Below are 15,951 nucleotides of genomic sequence, written 5' to 3'. Positions count from 1 at the left end.
GCAGTGTAATAGGTCGGATCGCAGGACTCAGAGTTTGCCGTGGCAAGACAGGCTGTTGATTTGGATAGAAAAGGGGCAATGCGGGTTTATTGCAAAGTGTGTGGCCAGCGGGGCCGCATTACCAAGACCAACCGACTGAGCGATGATGTTTCGGATGTTTACTGCCAGTGCACTGATGCAGAATGTGGCCACAGCTGGGTGGCCACCTTGTCGTTCGCCCATACCCTAAGCCCCTCGGCCAAGACCACCAACCAGCTGGTACTGAGCTTGATGGGGTCGCTGACGCCAGAGGGGCGGCAGTTGATACTGAAAGGGCTGGGGGCGCAATAGCGCCCCTGTAAGAAAGTGCAGACTGAATGAGATTATGATAATAATCTACATTATTAATAACACTGTATTACTTTTTCGAAAATAAATCATATACCTTTGCACAATGACATGATTCTTTGTTTTGTTATGTGTTGAAGGTTTTCATCCAACAGTGGGTAGATATAGTGATCTAGCATTCTAAATGGAGCTGGAATTATTTTATCTGCAGTCTCAACATGAAATGAAGTATTTGCCTGAATTAAAATGGCACGAGTATTCAGATTAAGGTTGTTGCTCATGTCATTTCCGTTGATGGCAGAAATAAACATATCTCTGGCGGCAGACAAAAAGCTTTCCATTATCGGTTTTTTAAATTCTTTTGATTTAAGTACATCCATAGGGGATACATTGTTTTGATTATCTTTGTAGAGGTTGTTGAAATGTTCTATTGCGAACTTTTTTCCAGCGTCAAAATTCACAACATTCGATATGTCTATAGCTATAAAACCATATTTTGCTAGGTTTTCACCAACCCTGGAATCAATTTGCTTCATAGCGCTCGTGATGTTCTTGCAGATATTTTCTTTGCTGTGAATATACTTGCGCTCGATGGCTAGTTCATTATCTATAATTATGTCGCAAATTGTTCCAAGGTTTATTTTTGACGGCGTGTACATATTTAAAAATCGGCTTGCCATACTAAGTTCAAAAAAATAGTCATTATATTTTTGGTCAAAGTCATCAAAATCAAAATCTTGCGTTATTATGTTTAGTATTTCTTTGTTCGTGAATTAAATATCATGTGCGGGATTGAGAAGGTTGTTTATTGATATATATTTTACAACTATAGGGACTAGTTTATTGCACTGTTCCTCAGATAGATTGTAAAAATTATCAAGATTTTCCTTTATACTCCATAGTTTTGTACTTTTTAAATCTGAACGGGGTCTGACTTTCTTAATCACTGGAGCTAATAAATCTAAAAAAAGAGAGTGCTCTTCTTTGAGTGTATTAATATTTTTTTCATTGTGAATTAATGGCATTTCTATCTCCGATATAGCAATGAATATTAATTTTAAAAAGCGGAAATATCTCCATAAAAAGCATTGCCAAAATATTTCTCTTTGTTATGTATTTCCACCTGGACCTTCTAGGCTATTTTTTACTTGAACTGGAGCAAACATTCTTTTAGGGGTCTGTTCAAAAAAACGAATGTGGAATGCCGATGAAAAGTGGCTTGGGCGTATTCTTACCCAAGGGTCTTCTAATTCCTCTGGTGTAAATGTTACTGGAATGTCAGGTTCATATTTATCATCGTCAAATTTTAAATCTCCAGGACCTATCTCTTGAATCTTGTAGCCATTTGAATATATGTGAATGGCTTTAATTTTTTCTGCAAGCGATTTGTTGGTCATTGGCAAGAACATAGCATCATCAAGATCTTTAAGACATATGCTTGGACGGTATCTTATAAAACTATCCTTGCTGTAATGTATTGAGATAAATTCAACTTCGCTTAGCCCTATCGCTGAACCACTCCCAACTTGTTTAAATTCTTCATCATTCTCATTATCTATTTCACTTTCTCCGGAGCTTTCAATATTAAGGTAGCTCTCCCATTGTCCTCTAGATATACCATGTTTAATACCAGATGGCTGCTCTGTAAAGTCAACGTCATTTCTCATTCTGTTTGATTTATCTGAGCTGCCAAAAATTATTTCAAATATCTTCTGCTTTGGCTCTTTTAAAAACATAGTACAGAATAGCCGGAAATGACCTATTTCATCTGCAGAATACTTTTCCTTCAACTCAAACGATAGGGTTAGGTGATTCAGAGGGTCAGTTGATTCCTGTAAGAAAAGGAGTCTGTTAAGAGTCCCCTCTATACGTTGGAAGCCGGTTGAAATAACGGATTGTATATCATCACCCCATCGAGCAAAAAAACTAGCCTGCTCTTCTTCAGATAACGTAATATTCAAGTATTGAAATCTTAATGAGAATCCATCTGGACTGTCTAAAGTTATTCTTAATCTTTCTCGATCAAGGATTTCGCAGTGTGTAATACCTCGACGTCTCGCTTTATCGACAAGGGCGTCTTTCTCTCCAACTGTAAGGTTGACATTTGTGAAGAATACAAAAACATTTGGCTTTTCTTTGGAGTCAAGAGCGCTATCTAGATCACTAGTAAATTTTTCACTAATGGTTTTTTTTTGCTCTTTGGAGTCATTAGCTTGATTTACGAAACCGACAGCTCCATATGCTAATAATTCATCTCGAAAGAATGCTTCTATATCTCTGCCTCCATCAGGGCCGCCCCTAGGGTGTCTAGGCTTCACATCAAAAAATCGTTTGTCTATGGCTAATACAGCCCTGCACAGTTGTTCTCTGTGTAACTGGTTTGTATCTAGATAACTTTTCAGTCTCTCATCTGTTTGATATGGCAATTTTTAACTCCAATTCTTTATAATAAGAGTGTCAAGATGACGGAAAAATCGTTCAATAATAAACCAATTTTTATGACGCTATTCCTTAACGCTGATGCCAAATTATTTAATGCAGATAATGATATTGCCAGCATATATCTGATGTCTATATGTATTTGATTGACACTCATATCACCGGTACTCGGCCTTCCACTTAAGGGCTTTCTTGCAGCCATTAATCGCCAGAGGTAGAGGGTGAGGCCCGTACATTCAGGTCGATAGTTCCAACGCATCATGGCGATGGCCACCCCTCTGATATGCGGTGTGTGTTGTTGTAGCCATTCAAGCATCCGTTCAGTCGACCATGCCGGTGTGTCGTCAATCTGAGGGCCCATCTGGTATATCAGGCATTCCAGTGCCTCATACTGCGGTGCCGTCAAAGGCCTGTAGGTATGGGTTGTGACGAGCAATTCGCCCGGCAGGGCTTTCAGCTTTGAAAATAGGTCAGTCAAACTCTACTTCGCTCATCAGTTCGTCAAACAACGGGCTTTCCACTTCGTGCCGCTCTGCCCAGTCTAATTTATCAAGCACTCTCCAGAGTTCACACCGATATGGGTTGTGCTTCGATTCACTGCTGGCATGCCTCGAATCCGCAGGCGTTGAACTGCTCGTAGCAATCCATCACCAGTATCGGCCAATGCTCATCATCGGGAGGAATAGTGTCGGGCTGTTCGTCCGGTTCTGATACACCGACCATGGCATGTAGCCACTCCAGCTCTATCAAGGGCCCGTCATCGTCCGATGGGGTCAAGCGGCCTGGCCGTTCTCAAGCCAGAGGGGGAAACCGTCCGCGCTGATGCTGGCACCCGCCCGCAAACGCTCAATGGAGAAGGGGGATAACCCCCATTGTTCCCTCATGATCTGGTCTGTGAAGGCACAAGGATCCGGTAGCGTACAGTTATTGTCAGAGCGCCAAGGTGCCGGGCTGTCGCCCGTCTTAACCCCAACCCCCCTCGCTGCAGCCTCGGCGGCTTTCCTGGCTTCATGGGTGCCGGCAGGCACAATTTCCCACCCTTGCAGGCGGGTCTTGATGCCCAGGCTAGCGGAGGTAATGCCCATCAGGCGCTTGATGTCTTCGCCTTGAGCATTGGCCTGCTCCTCGATAAGGTGGGCCAGCTTGATGGGGTGTTCGGCGCAGGTCGCCAGTGCGCCGCCCATGGCGTGCAGGTAGCAGCGAAAGATGCCGTTATCTGCGGCAAAGCGGGCTGCCTCAAAGCGCGGGTCTTGCAGCACGGGCTTGGGTGGGCCAACCAGTTCGGCATGCTGCTTGGCGTTGCTGATGCGACGTAGCTCGCGCCATCCCCCAACCGGGGCGCCGCCGATCTGCTGGAAGGTGCGAATGCCCCACCAACTGGCCCAGGCCACGGTATGCAGGGTGCCCTCATCGGTGGCAGTGCCAGCCTCTTCGTCATCGTCCAGGTAGGCGTCGTCGATGCTTTTGGCATTCAACTAATTGAGTTAATGCAAGGTGTTGAATTTAAAGAAATAAAAATGGCAGCCTCGGCTGCCATTTTTGTTGGGGAGTGGTGCGCGATCAGGAGATCTTGCGATCCTGGTCCGGTTCGAAGGGGTGACCGGATTTCTCCTGCTCCAGGTTGTCTTCGGAGCGGTGGCCGGCCCAGTAGTCGGCGTTCTTGATGCCGAGCTTCTCCGGGTGGAACACCGGATCCAGCCCCTTGGCTTGCTGCGCTTCATAGTCGCGCAGGCAGGCAAAGGCGGTCTTTTGCAGCAGCAGGATGGCGATGATGTTGAGCCAGGCCATCAGCCCGACGCCGATGTCACCCATGCCCCAGGCGAGCTCGGCGGTCTTGACGGTGCCATAGACGGTGGAGGCCATCAGGGTCAATTTCAGCACGAAGGTCAGCCAGGGACGGTTCACCTTGCGGTTGATGTAGGCGATGTTGGTCTCGGCGATGTAGTAGTAGGCGACGATGGTGGTGAAGGCGAAGAAGAACAGCGCGATGGCCACGAACATGCTGCCAAAGCCAGGCATCATGCTCTCCATAGCGGTCTGCACGTAGCCTGGGCCCGCGGCCACCCCGGCGATGCCGGTGTAGAGGGCGGCACCGTCCGGACCCTGCACGTTGTAGAGGCCGGTGATGAGCAACATAAAGCCGGTGGCGGAGCAGACGAACAGGGTGTCGATATAGACCGAGAACGCCTGCACTAGGCCCTGTTTGGCCGGGTGACTTACCGCAGCCGCGGAGGAGGCGTGCGGCCCGGTACCCTGACCCGCTTCGTTGGAGTAGACCCCGCGCTTGACCCCCCACATGATGGCCAGACCCAGAATGGCGCCGAAGCCGGCATCAAAGCCGAAGGCACTCTTCCAGATCAGCAGGATCACGCCAGGCAGGGCGTGGATGTTGAGGGCGATGATGACGCAGGCGACGATGATGTAGCCGAGCGCCATGAAGGGCACCACGGTACTGGCGAAGTTGGCGATGCGCTTGACGCCGCCGAAGATGATGAAGCCGAGCAGCAGCGCCAGACCGGCGGCGGTGACGTTCGGATCGATATCAAACGCGGTTTGCAGGCTGGCGCCGATGGAGTTGGCCTGCACCCCCGGCAGCAATACGCCGCAGGCAAAGATGGTGGCGATGGCGAACGTCCAGGCGTACCACTTCATGCCGAGCCCTTTCTCGATGTAGAAGGCCGGGCCGCCGCGGTATTCGCCGTTGATCTTCTCCTTGTAGACCTGGCCCAGGGTGGACTCCACGAAGGCGGAGCTGGAGCCGAGGAAGGCCACCATCCACATCCAGAACATGGCACCCGGGCCGCCGAAGGTGATGGCGGTGGCGACCCCGGCGATGTTGCCGGTACCCACGCGACCAGCCAGGGTCATGGCCAGCGCCTGGAAGGAGGAGACGCCCGCATCCGTGCTCTTGCCATCAAACATCAGCCGGATCATCTCCTTGATGTGACGCAGTTGCAAAAAGCGGCTGCGCAGGGAGAAGTAGAGGCCTACCCCCAGACACAGATAGATGAGCGCCGGGCTCCAAATCACACCATTGATGGCATTGACGATCTCATTCATGTACAACAACTCCTTTGTTGTGCTGTCTTGTTGGCGGGGTCTGTGCCCCGCTCCCTCAAATTGGTGGTGACCCTCGGGTCACTCGTTATGGTGTGGGACGGGTCGGTGGATGTTTCCACTGGCCAGTCCGCGGGTTTTAACATATCGATTTGTGCTGGGGCTTCCCAGCGAAATATGTTGTTATCTTGTTAATTTGTGAATTGACATTAACAAATGGCCGGTGCAACTGGACAGAATGCGGTGCCGGCCCGGTATCATCTCCTCTTTCGTCGGCGCTCTGCGGCGGGAGAGGGAGAGCAAAATCAAGGCCAAGGATGAAGATGGAGCAAGAAATCGCGATGATCCGCCCGGCGTGTGCCGAGGATACGGCCGCCATGGCCGACCTGTTCGGCCAGCTGGGTTACTCGGTCAGCCCGCAGGTGCTGGGCGAGCGGTGGCTGGCGCAAGATCCGGCTCGCGAGGTGCTGGTGGCCTGCCTGGGGGAGGAGATAGCGGGCGTGCTGGTGTGGCACTGGCTGAGCCCGCTGCACGTTGCACCAGCGTGGGGCCTGATCTCGGCGCTGGTTGTCGATGAGGGTGCAAGGGGACGCGGCGTCGGCGCCGACCTGCTGGCGGCGGCAGAGGAGCGGGCACGAGCGCTGGGTTGCAGCCAGCTGGAGCTCTCCAGCAGCCTCAAGCGAGAGGGGGCCCATCGCTTCTATCTGGCGCAGGGGTATGTCGAGCGTCCGAAACGGTTTGTGAAAACAGTCTGATCAGCAAGAGGAGTCTGCGTGTTCTGGTCTCGCTTACGAAGTGTGTTTGGTGGTGCGTCCCGGCAAGATGACAATGGGCCCGGCGCGCTGGAGTGGCAGCAGGCCCTGGCTGCGGTGCCCATTTTGCAGGGCTTTTCCCGGGAGGAGGAGCAGACCCTGATCGGGCTGGCGCAGCAGCTGCTGGCCCGCAAGACCCTGACCCAGCTCGGGGTGTCGCTCACTCCCCGTCAGCAGGCGGTGCTGGCCCTGCAGGCGGCGCTGCCCATTCTGCACCTGGGGCTCGACTGGTATCGGGGCTTTCACGAGATCATTCTGATCCCCGAGCCGGTGGTGCGCCGGCAGCAGGTGCAGGACGAGTTCGGGTTGGTGAGTGAGGTTGAAGAGGAGAACGCCGGCGAATCCTGGCCGCAGGGGCCGTTGGTGCTGGCCTGGAGCGAGCTGCAGCAGGACGGGGACTGGGACGGCTTCAATCTGGTGATCCACGAGCTGACCCACAAGCTCGACATGCTGGGAGGGGAGGCAGACGGGGCGCCGCCGCTGCCGGCGGGCATGGATCCGCGCCAGTGGAGCGGTGCGCTGCAGACGGCATTCGATGACATGCAGGCGCAACTGGATCGTCACGAGCCTACCGCCATCGATCCTTATGCCGCCTCGCACCCGGCCGAATTTTTTGCGGTGTGCAGCGAGTGCTTTTTTACCGATCCGCTGCGCCTGCGCGATACCTATCCGGCGGTGTACCAGCAGTTCACCCGCTTCTTCGGCCAGCAACCGGCAGCGCGTTTTCCTGCCACCCGGCTGCTGGCGGGGGAGCCCGAGCATCACGGCTAGCCGGGCGATCCTGGTAAATCGCGCCCAACAAAAAGGCACCCCGCGGGGTGCCTTTTTCGTGACAGCTGTGTCGGCCGGGTGCTTAGGCAGCGGCTTTGAGCTGAACGGCGGCGGCTTTCTTGTGATCGCCGATGGGCATCACGGTGCGGCCGAACTGCTCGTTGATCACGGTGGCCATAGCCAGGTAGATGGCGCTGGCGCCACAGATGATGCCTTCGAAACCGGCGATGGTGCCGATCAGGGTGCTGCCGGTGAAGTCACGGGCGGCCAGCAGGAAGAACAGCACGGTCAGGGAGGCGAACACGAACTGCTTCACGCGCGGGTAGTTGACGGTCCCGATCAGCATGAACAGGGTGAACATGCCCCACATCAGCAGGTACCAGCCCATGTAGGCGTGCGGGGTGGCTTCGGCCAGACCCATGGTCGGCATCACCAGCAGGAACACCAGGCTCCACCAGAAGGTGCCGTAGGAGATAAAGGCAGTCACACCGAAGGTGTTGCCGCGCTTGTACTCCATGATACCGGCGATGATCTGGGCCAGACCGCCATAGCACAGGCCCATGGCCAGGATCATGGCGCTGATGGGGAAGAAACCTGCGTTATGGATGTTCAGCAGAATGGTGGTCATACCGAAACCCATCAGACCCAGAGGGGCAGGGTTGGCCAATTTTTCGCTCACGTGGCGTTCTCCAAAAATAGAGGTGGGGGTTGATAAAAGACGCGCGATTTTAGGCAGGCTCTTGGCGCTGGGCAAGGGGGGGAATGGCCGAAACGGTAAAAAAATAACGGGAATTTTTACCTGGCTGACCATTCGTGCGATCCAGGTAGATGACAGGTGAATGAATGGTGTGGACAAGGTTGAAAAATTGTATTTAGCAGCACGATTCTGAAAGTTTCATACAAATCTGTCCGATGGGCTGAGCAGTGCCGTAAACGGGATGCCCATTGCCAAGCCCGAGTACATTTGAGGCTAAAAAAAACTCTCATATGCCATCAGACAAGAGGCGTTCATTACTTGATTAAGGCAAACGGCCAAGCTGTCTGCTCGCAGCACCCTCAAGGTCGAGCAGGGATCTTTGTGCCGGACTTGTTAGGCGCCTGACTGGTTCGCTTAGGGAGTTAAGGTGTGAAACGACCGAAGACAAAAGGGGGATAAGTGAGAGAATTCTGGGCTGATAAGTGGCTGTGGCAGTGTCATCGCGCGCAGGCGTGGCCGTGCGGTGGCTGAATTGCCGAGAGAGCCAGTGGCTGGTCGAAGCAAGGGGAAGGCGAGGCTGCGGCGAGACGATGGATTTGGTGGTGGGGGCCAGGAGGAGACGAGCGTGCCATATTAAGGATGAGGGGGATGACATCCCCCTCATCCTGCTGAGGTCAGCGGCTTAATCGTCCAGGGTCAGCACCACCTTGGCCTCCTTGTCGGCCTCCTTGACCTGGCTGTCCAGCACGAACAGCCGCTCCGGTGCGATCCCCTGGCGATCCACCAGAAACTCCTTGGTGTTCTGGGCGCGGCGCATGGCCAGATTGCGCAGGGACTTGGCGGTGATGAGCTGCTGATCCCGCAGCAGGAGCACCGCTTGGGCGCGCAGGGCCGGGCTCTCTTCATCGAGCTTCCGCCGATCGGCCAGATCCCCGAGATCTTCGTTGAAACGGGCCTCATAAGCTTGTGCCAGCGCCGATTGCATGGCGGGGTCCTGCTCCAGCAGCTCGAGGTCCACCGGGCCGCCGGTGATCTTGGCCAGCACTCGCTCCAGCTTCTGGCGCTGCAGGATGGGGCGCTCTTCGTTGAAGTTGACCTTGCCGCGAATGTTCATGCTGAGCTTGGGCCTGTCCTTGAGGGCCTGCGCCAGTTTGGCCAGCTTCTCCTGCTGGGTGGGGGTGAGATCCGGCTCACCGGGCAGGAAGGGCAGCTCATCGAGATCCTCGCTGCCGCCCGCCAGGGAGGCGAGCAGCGAGAAGGGGGAGGTGACCGCCTTGCGCAGGGTGTTGCCGAGCACGTCCCAGAAGATGTTGCCGAGGCTGAAGTCCGGCTGATCCAGATTGCCCTTCACCTTCAGGTTCATCTGGATGACGCCGTTGGCATCGCTCAGCAGGGCGACCGCCAGTCCCAGCGGCAGATCCTTGGCCTGCTCGCTTTTGACCTTTTCCCCCAGCTGCAGCTTCTTGATGGTGATGTCGTTGTCCCCCTCCAGCCGGTTGCCCTGCAACTGGTAGTTGAGCTTCATGGAGAGCTGGCCCTTGTCGATGGCATAGCCGGCGTAGGTGCTGGAGTAGGGAGTGAAGGTGGTGAGCTCCAGATTGTTGAAGGTGACGGCCACGTCCAGCACCGGCTGCTCGATCAGCAGATTGGTGCCGCCGCGGATGGTCACCGGGGCGTAGCGGTCCACCTTGCCGTTGAAGGCCAGCTCGGAGCGCTGGCCGGGGATGTTGCTGATGTGGCGGCTCTGGCCGCTGAGGGCCGCGATGTCCACCACGAATTCCGGGCTCAGGCTGCGATCGGCAAAACGCAGGTTGCCCTGCTCGGTGCGGACCTGGGCAATGCTGACGCGGGGGGCCGGCCCGCTGCTGGCGGGCTTGGCCGTGGCGGGTTGCGGCAGCAGCAGTTGCTGCACGTTGGTGACCCTGTCTTCGTTGATCTCGATGCGGGCGAAGGGTTTGCGCAGCAGGATGTCGTCGATCTTCACCTGCTGGCTGATGCCGTCGTAGTGCAGGCCGCTCAGCTGCAACTGCTCAATTTGCAGCAGGCGCTGGTTGTCGGCCCGATCCAGCACGTTGAGCCGTTCGATATCGAGTCCGCCGCTCAGCTCCAGCTTGCTCAATGCCCCCTTGGCATCGGTGGCCAGCGCCAGCTTGGTGCGGCTGGCAAGCTGGCCATCGCGCACGCTGATGCGCAGCAGATCCTGCAGATAGGGCTGGGCCCAGCTGAGCGGCAGGCCCTGTTGCCTGATCTCGCCGTTGAGGCTGAAGGGGGCGAGGGCGAGGTCGCCGTCAAAGTCCAGTTTCGCCTGGTTGTTGAGCGCCCCGCTCAAGGTGAGCGGGCTGCTCTGTCCGCTCTGGCTGCCCAGCGGGCCCAGCGCCAGCGTCAGGGCGGAGAGCTCGCGCAGCAGTGGTTTGCCGCTGCTCGATTCGGTCAGCTTGAGCTGGCCCTGTTCGATGCGAGTCTGCTTGAGGCTCCAGCGCCAGGGTTGGTTCGGTGCCGCCGGTTTGGCGGCTTTACTGGTGTTGACCGGCGGCTGGGGGAGCAGCAGGGTTGCCAGATCCAGCTGCTGGTCGGCATCGAGCACCGCACTGACGGCCGGCGCCTTGAGCGCCAGCCGGTCGATCTGCAGCGCCTGCTTGTTGCCGTCGAGTGCGATGCCGGTCAGCGCCAGCTGCTTGAAGCGGGCAAATTCGCCGCCCTTGCGACGCTGGAGCTGCCAGTCATTGAGGGTCAGCTTGCCCTTGGAAAGCTGCCAGCTCAGCCCCTGCTTGCCCTCGGCTATCTGGTAGGCAAGCTCGGCGTTGGCCTCGCCCTTGGCCAGCTTGACGTCGAGATAAGGGGCCCAGAGCGGGGCGAAGGGGGCGAGCGCCAGCTTGCCAAGGCTGATCTTACCCTTGCCGGCGCCGCTCATGATGTCGAGCTCACCGCTCGCCTTGAGCGGGCTCTGCTGGTTGAGGGTGGCGGCGAGCGCGAAGGGGTTGGCGCGACCAGGGGCGGTGGAGAAGGTCGGCAGTTGCAGGTCGAGCCCGCTCAGGGTCAGGGTGGGCACCCAGCCGGGGCTGCTCTGCTTGCGGCTGTCTTGATAGGCGATGTGACCCTGCTCTGCCGCCAGCTGGTTGATCTGCACCAGCAAGGGGGCACCGCTGTCGGTGGTCGCGGCGTCACTTGGCGCGAGCAGGCTGGCCAGCGCCTCGGTCAGATTGAAACGGACGGTTTTGCCTTGATCCGCCAGCCGCACCAGGTTGACGGTTGGCTTGACGAGGCGCGCCTCGCCGAGGATCAGGGCGCGCTGGCGCCAGCTTTCCCCCAGCAAGGGGGTGAGTTGCAGACGCTCGAAGGCGACGAGGGGCTGCTGCTGGTCATCGAACAGGGTGGTGGGGCCAATGGCGAGGGAGGGGTGGCGCAGGCCGACGTCGATCTCCCCCAGGCTCAGGTGCAGGCCGTAGTGTTTGGCCAGCCAGCTCGGCAGGTGGCGCTGGGTCAGCGTGGGGGCTTGCCATAACAGAATAAGCAGGGAGAGCAGCAGGGCGGCGCAGAGGTAGAGGGCGTAGCGCAGCAGACGGGCACGCAGAGGCTTGGGCATGAGGGTCTCCAATTGATGCGCATAGGGTAACAAACTTTCAGGGCATGATCATGGTGCCACTTGATGCTGTACGCCGTACTTTGTCCAAAGGCTTGCCAATTTCCCACTCTCTTTCAGCTGGGCCAGCCACTGTTCCAGCTGCTGTACCGAGATCCCGGCGTCCGGGCTGAGCAGGGCGCGCAGCTCATACTGCTGATCCCACCGGTTGGATCGCAGCAGCTGGCTTGCCTGCTCGGGGTACTCCTTGTCGAACTGGTTGAGGTAGGAGAGGTTGAGGATGGCCACCTCGCCGCGCCCCTTGAACAGTCCCAGCAGGGCGCTGATGTTGTCCTTGACCAGGGTGATATTGAAGCGCTGCTTCAGGGTACTCGCGCTGGCATCGAAGTCGGCGATGCCGTAGTGATAGCCGCTGACCCCGATCAGCTGGCGCTGGGCCAGGTTGTCAAAGAAGGATTGATCCCGCCCCGGTGCCTTGAGGGCGACGTAGCGCTCGCCGCCCAGCAGCAGCGGATGGCTGATGCGCACCTGGTCGGCATTCCAGTCCCAGCGGATATCTTCGAACAGCATCAGCGAGAAGCGGCCGAGGGCCAGCGCCTTGTAGCGGTGGGGGGCAGAGGTGGGCACGAACACGAAGTGCACATCCTGCTGGATGTCGTTGAGCAGGGCGATGAGATCCAGGGTCAGCCCGCGATAGTGGCCGCTGTCGTCTTTTACGACGAAGGGGGCATAGGGGTAGCCACCGACCCGGATCAGCGGGTGGCCCCATGCCGTACAGCAGAGCAGCAGCAACAACCAGCACCAGCGTTTCATGGGGTCTCCCAGGAGGCAGAGATAATCCCAGATTCGGTTAATCTGCGCTGGTTTTCAAGCTGTTAAGGGAATTAACGCAGCGCTGCTCGGCTGCCTCCAGCTCGGCCATCACCATCTGGATGTCCTCCAGCTGCTGGCGCAGGGAGTGACGCTTGGCCTCGATGAGCTGGATCATGGAGTTGAGCTGGGTCTTGCTGGAGCGGTCGGTGTCATACATGTCGAACAGCTCGCGGATCTCCGCCAGGCTGAAGCCGAGCCGCTTGCCGCGCAGGGTCAGCTTGAGCCGGATCTTGTCCTTGTGGCTGTAGATGCGGGTCTGCCCCTCCCGGGTCGGGGTGATGAGCCCCTCGTCCTCGTAGTAGCGGATGGTGCGCGGCGTGATGTCGAACTCGTGGGCCAGCTCGGAGATGCTGTAGGTCACCTCCTTGCCGGCGAGCCCGTGGACGAGGGTATTGGACATGGCGGGGCTCCTTATTGCGGGGATGGCTGGCACAGCCGGGTGCGCAGCCGCTCGGCATTGGCGTGCAGGGCCCGGCCGACCCGCGAGCCGTTGGGGCGACCGAGCTGCTCGCTCACCCACTGGCCGGTGGCAGCCAGCTGGTCGAGATCGACGCCGGTGCTCATGCCAAGGCCGTGCAGCAGGTAGACCACCTCCTCCGAGGCGACGTTGCCGGAGGCGCCGGGTGCATAGGGACAGCCGCCGAGCCCGGCCACCGAGCTGTCGATGGTGCGGATGCCGCGCTCCAGCGCCGGCAGCAGGTTGGCCAGCCCCTGGCCATAGGTGTCGTGAAAATGGACCGCAAGCCGGCCGGCCGGGATCTCGTGCAGCACCGCATCCAGCATGGGGGCCACGGTGCCCGGGGTGCCGACGCCGATGGTGTCGCCGAGCGATATCTCGTGGCAGCCCAGATCCAGCAGTCGCTCGGCCATGGCGGCGACCCGCTTGGGCCGGGTCGGGCCATCGAACGGGCAGGCGATGACGGTGGAGAGGTAGCCGCGCACCTTGATGCCGAGGCTGCGGGCCTCCTGCACCAGCGGGGCGAAGCGCACCAGCGACTCTTCCACGCTGATGCCGATGTTGGCCTGAGTAAAGCCATCGGAGCAGGCGGTGAAGAGGCCTATCTCGTCGGCGCGGGCGGCAATGGCGGCCTGCAGACCCTGCAGATTGGGCACCAGGGCGCCATAGCGGGTCGGCCCCCTGCGCGGCAGGGCGTTGAACAGTGCGGCGGAATCCGCCATCTGCGGCACCTTTTTGGGGGAGACGAAGGCGCCCACCTCGATGCGCTGCAGCCCGCTCTCGGCCAGGCGGGCGATGAGCTCCAGCCGCTGCACCAGCGAGAGGGTGGCGGCCTCATTTTGCAGGCCGTCCCGCGGCCCCATCTCCACCAGGCTGACCTTGTCGTCCCGGCTCTCCTGTGCTCGGCTCATGAGCGCTCCTCCTGCGCGGTATGCTGCTCGGCAAAGCGCACCAGCAGGGCGCCCTGACTCACCTGTTCGCCCTGGCGGCACTGCAGCGCCTCGATCACCCCATCCCGGTCGGCCTTGAGGACGTGCTCCATCTTCATCGCCTCCAGCACCAGCAGGGGCTGCCCCTTGCTGACCGGCTGGCCGGCCTCGACCTGCAACGCCACGACGATGCCGTGCATGGGGGCCAAGATGCCGGGGGTGTCGCCTGCCTCGTGATCATGGTGCAGCTGATGATGCTGATCATCGGCTGAAAAGCGGATGCGCCTGCCCGCCAGTTGCAGCAGATAGTCGCCCTCGCCGAGGGTGTGCAGCGGGTAGCGCCGCCAGCTGCCGGCTTGCTGCAGGCGGATCTGATCCGCCCCGAGCTCGAACGGGATCTGCTCGCCCTGCCAGAGCAGGCTGCCGGCCCGCTCGACGAGGGTCAGCACGCGGGCCTCCTCGCCGATGCGCACCGCTGCGCTAAAGCTGTGGGTGGGGCCCAGCCGAAAGCCTGCGGCCTGTTGCCAGGGGGAGGCGCCGTGCTCGCGACTGGCGAGCCAGAGCGCGGCGAGCGGCCAGGCCAGCGCCGGAACGGGCAGGGTATCGGTGGGAATGGGCCACTGGGTGTGGTGGTCTATGGCCAATACCTCGGGCTCTTCGCACAGGCGCAGCAAGAGCGGGCCGTTGTGCACCAAGGGGCCGAGTTCCAGCGCCGCCAGCGCGTCGGCCAGGCTGGCAAAGGCCTCGCTGCGGCTCGGTGCGTGGGCGATCAGCTTGGCGATCATGGGGTCGTAATAGGGGCTCACCGCATCGCCAGCGCCGACGCCGGTGTCGATGCGCACGCCAGCCGGCCAGTGGAGCCATTGGATGGGGCCGCTGGCGGGCAGAAAACCGGCGGCCACGTCTTCGGCGTAGAGGCGCGCCTCCACCGCGTGACCGTGCAGCACCACTTCCTCCTGGGTGAGCGGCAGCGGCTTGCCTTCGGCCACCGCCAGCTGCCAGGCCACCAGATCCTGGCCGGTGACAGCCTCGGTGACCGGATGCTCCACCTGCAGCCGGGTGTTCATCTCCATGAAGAAGAACTCCTCCCCGCACAGCAGAAACTCGATGGTGCCGGCCCCCCGATATGTGATGGCCCGGGCGGCGGCGACGGCGGCCTCGCCCATGGCACGGCGCAGCACTGGTGCGATGTCGGGGGCGGGGGCCTCCTCGATCACCTTCTGGTGGCGGCGCTGCAACGAGCAGTCCCGATCCCCCAGATAGATGGCGTTGCCAAGGGTATCGGCAAATACCTGTACCTCCACGTGGCGGGCGCGGGCAAGATAGCGCTCCAGCAGCACGTGGTCGTCACCGAAGGCGGCGCTTGCCTCCCGCTTGACCGCCGCCAGGGCGTCGTCAAAGTCAGCGAGCTGATCGACCCGGCGCATCCCCTTGCCACCGCCGCCGCTGGCCGCCTTGATAAGGAGCGGGAAGCCCACCAGGCTCGCCTGATCGCGCAAAAAGTCGGGGTGCTGATCCGCGCCGTGATAACCGGGCAGCACCGGCACGCCGGCTGCCTGCATCAGCGCCTTGGCGCCCGACTTGTCGCCCATGGCGAGAATGGCGGCACCGCTTGGCCCGATGAAGCGCAAGCCCCGCTGCTCGCAGGCGGTGGCAAAGTCGCTGTTTTCGGACAGGAAACCGTAGCCCGGGTGGATGGCATCGGCGTTCGCCTGCTGGGCGATGCGCAGCACCTTGCCGGTGTCGAGGTAGCTCTCCCGGGCGGGGGCCGGCCCCAGATGCCAGGCTTCGTCGGCTTCCCGCACATGCATGGCGCGGGCGTCGGCGTCCGAGTAGAGGGCGATGGTGTGAATGCCGAGGCGCCGAGCGGTCTTGATGATGCGCACGGCGATTTCGCCGCGGTTGGCGATCAGCAGGCGCTTAATTGGAGTGTGATGGGTCATGCTGGCTCCCTGTCGTTCAAGGCGCACAAGTGCGAAGCGTGTTGATCAACACGCCAGTTATATTGA

At 58.8% G+C, this 15,951-nt stretch carries 14 protein-coding genes and 1 pseudogene; 3 read left to right on the top strand and 12 right to left on the bottom strand.

Going from position 1 to position 15,951, the window contains the following annotated elements:
• Positions 1–78: 78 nt before the first annotated feature.
• A complete protein-coding gene (locus R2E40_RS12375; protein WP_318163483.1) occupies positions 79–330 on the top strand; it encodes an ogr/Delta-like zinc finger family protein in 252 nt (83 codons plus the stop codon).
• A gap of 86 nt (positions 331–416) precedes the next feature.
• On the opposite strand, the gene R2E40_RS12370 is transcribed toward R2E40_RS12375, so the two are convergent.
• The 6 genes and pseudogenes from R2E40_RS12370 to R2E40_RS12345 form a co-directional block, all read right to left on the bottom strand.
• Positions 417–863 (bottom strand): hypothetical protein, encoded by a 447-nt coding sequence (locus R2E40_RS12370; RefSeq protein ID WP_318163482.1) that lies wholly within the window; start codon positions 861–863, stop codon positions 417–419.
• A gap of 573 nt (positions 864–1,436) precedes the next feature.
• Complete coding sequence (locus R2E40_RS12365) at positions 1,437–2,753, bottom strand: hypothetical protein (RefSeq protein ID WP_318163481.1); 1,317 nt, start codon at positions 2,751–2,753, stop codon at positions 1,437–1,439.
• A gap of 17 nt (positions 2,754–2,770) precedes the next feature.
• Complete coding sequence (locus R2E40_RS12360; RefSeq protein WP_318163480.1) at positions 2,771–3,244, bottom strand: hypothetical protein; 474 nt, start codon at positions 3,242–3,244, stop codon at positions 2,771–2,773.
• A gap of 116 nt (positions 3,245–3,360) precedes the next feature.
• On the bottom strand, positions 3,361–3,489 hold the full coding sequence (locus R2E40_RS12355; RefSeq protein WP_318163479.1) for a hypothetical protein: 129 nt from the start codon (positions 3,487–3,489) through the stop codon (positions 3,361–3,363).
• Positions 3,490–3,545: 56 nt separating this feature from the next.
• Positions 3,546–4,235: pseudogene (locus R2E40_RS12350) on the bottom strand (replication endonuclease); the annotation flags it as partial.
• Positions 4,236–4,326: 91 nt separating this feature from the next.
• Positions 4,327–5,826 carry an alanine/glycine:cation symporter family protein gene (locus R2E40_RS12345; RefSeq protein ID WP_011705934.1) on the bottom strand — a complete coding sequence of 500 codons (1,500 nt, stop codon included), beginning with the start codon at positions 5,824–5,826 and terminating at the stop codon, positions 4,327–4,329.
• 314 nt (positions 5,827–6,140) lie between these two features.
• On the opposite strand from R2E40_RS12345, the gene R2E40_RS12340 reads away from it, so the two are divergent.
• Both R2E40_RS12340 and R2E40_RS12335 read left to right on the top strand, forming a co-directional pair.
• Positions 6,141–6,578, top strand: coding sequence for a GNAT family N-acetyltransferase (locus R2E40_RS12340; protein ID WP_318163478.1), 438 nt, complete (start codon positions 6,141–6,143; stop codon positions 6,576–6,578).
• A gap of 18 nt (positions 6,579–6,596) precedes the next feature.
• Positions 6,597–7,406, top strand: coding sequence for a zinc-dependent peptidase (locus R2E40_RS12335; protein WP_043119081.1), 810 nt, complete (start codon positions 6,597–6,599; stop codon positions 7,404–7,406).
• 82 nt (positions 7,407–7,488) lie between these two features.
• Here the strand turns inward: R2E40_RS12335 and R2E40_RS12330 are convergent, their stop codons facing one another.
• The 6 genes from R2E40_RS12330 to R2E40_RS12305 all read right to left on the bottom strand — a co-directional run bounded on the left by R2E40_RS12330 (position 7,489) and on the right by R2E40_RS12305 (position 15,885).
• Complete coding sequence (locus R2E40_RS12330) at positions 7,489–8,085, bottom strand: acetate uptake transporter (protein WP_011705937.1); 597 nt, start codon at positions 8,083–8,085, stop codon at positions 7,489–7,491.
• Between the two features lie 700 nt (positions 8,086–8,785).
• Positions 8,786–11,686, bottom strand: coding sequence for a DUF748 domain-containing protein (locus R2E40_RS12325; RefSeq protein ID WP_318163477.1), 2,901 nt, complete (start codon positions 11,684–11,686; stop codon positions 8,786–8,788).
• 48 nt (positions 11,687–11,734) lie between these two features.
• Positions 11,735–12,496: a substrate-binding periplasmic protein gene (locus R2E40_RS12320; protein WP_318163476.1), complete on the bottom strand. Its 762-nt coding sequence runs from the start codon at positions 12,494–12,496 to the stop codon at positions 11,735–11,737.
• A gap of 37 nt (positions 12,497–12,533) precedes the next feature.
• Complete coding sequence (locus tag R2E40_RS12315) at positions 12,534–12,956, bottom strand: MerR family DNA-binding transcriptional regulator (RefSeq protein WP_318163475.1); 423 nt, start codon at positions 12,954–12,956, stop codon at positions 12,534–12,536.
• 11 nt (positions 12,957–12,967) lie between these two features.
• Entirely contained in the window at positions 12,968–13,924 is a 957-nt protein-coding gene (locus R2E40_RS12310; RefSeq protein ID WP_060389214.1) for a hydroxymethylglutaryl-CoA lyase, read from the bottom strand.
• Positions 13,921–15,885 (bottom strand): acetyl/propionyl/methylcrotonyl-CoA carboxylase subunit alpha, encoded by a 1,965-nt coding sequence (locus R2E40_RS12305; protein WP_318163474.1) that lies wholly within the window; start codon positions 15,883–15,885, stop codon positions 13,921–13,923. The genes R2E40_RS12310 and R2E40_RS12305 overlap by 4 nt, the downstream gene beginning before the upstream one ends.
• Between the last annotated feature and the right edge of the window lie 66 nt (positions 15,886–15,951).

Source organism: Aeromonas sp. CD (genome assembly GCF_033349375.1).
Taxonomy (GTDB): domain Bacteria; phylum Pseudomonadota; class Gammaproteobacteria; order Enterobacterales; family Aeromonadaceae; genus Aeromonas; species Aeromonas hydrophila.
Note: the sequence above shows the minus strand (reverse complement) of the source record. Positions and strands in the feature narration are given on the sequence as shown.

Bases quoted from the DNA above. Each gene is read 5' to 3' on its own strand.
- R2E40_RS12315 (WP_318163475.1), bottom strand. From the start codon at position 12,956: ATGTCCAATACCCTCGTCCACGGGCTCGCCGGCAAGGAGGTGACCTAC.
- R2E40_RS12355 (WP_318163479.1), bottom strand. From the start codon at position 3,489: ATGGTCGGTGTATCAGAACCGGACGAACAGCCCGACACTATTCCTCCC.
- R2E40_RS12320 (WP_318163476.1), bottom strand. From the start codon at position 12,496: ATGAAACGCTGGTGCTGGTTGTTGCTGCTGCTCTGCTGTACGGCATGG.
- R2E40_RS12345 (WP_011705934.1), bottom strand. From the start codon at position 5,826: ATGAATGAGATCGTCAATGCCATCAATGGTGTGATTTGGAGCCCGGCG.
- R2E40_RS12375 (WP_318163483.1), top strand. From the start codon at position 79: ATGCGGGTTTATTGCAAAGTGTGTGGCCAGCGGGGCCGCATTACCAAG.
- R2E40_RS12310 (WP_060389214.1), bottom strand. From the start codon at position 13,924: ATGAGCCGAGCACAGGAGAGCCGGGACGACAAGGTCAGCCTGGTGGAG.
- R2E40_RS12305 (WP_318163474.1), bottom strand. From the start codon at position 15,885: ATGACCCATCACACTCCAATTAAGCGCCTGCTGATCGCCAACCGCGGC.
- R2E40_RS12340 (WP_318163478.1), top strand. From the start codon at position 6,141: ATGAAGATGGAGCAAGAAATCGCGATGATCCGCCCGGCGTGTGCCGAG.
- R2E40_RS12325 (WP_318163477.1), bottom strand. From the start codon at position 11,686: ATGCCCAAGCCTCTGCGTGCCCGTCTGCTGCGCTACGCCCTCTACCTC.
- R2E40_RS12370 (WP_318163482.1), bottom strand. From the start codon at position 863: ATGAAGCAAATTGATTCCAGGGTTGGTGAAAACCTAGCAAAATATGGT.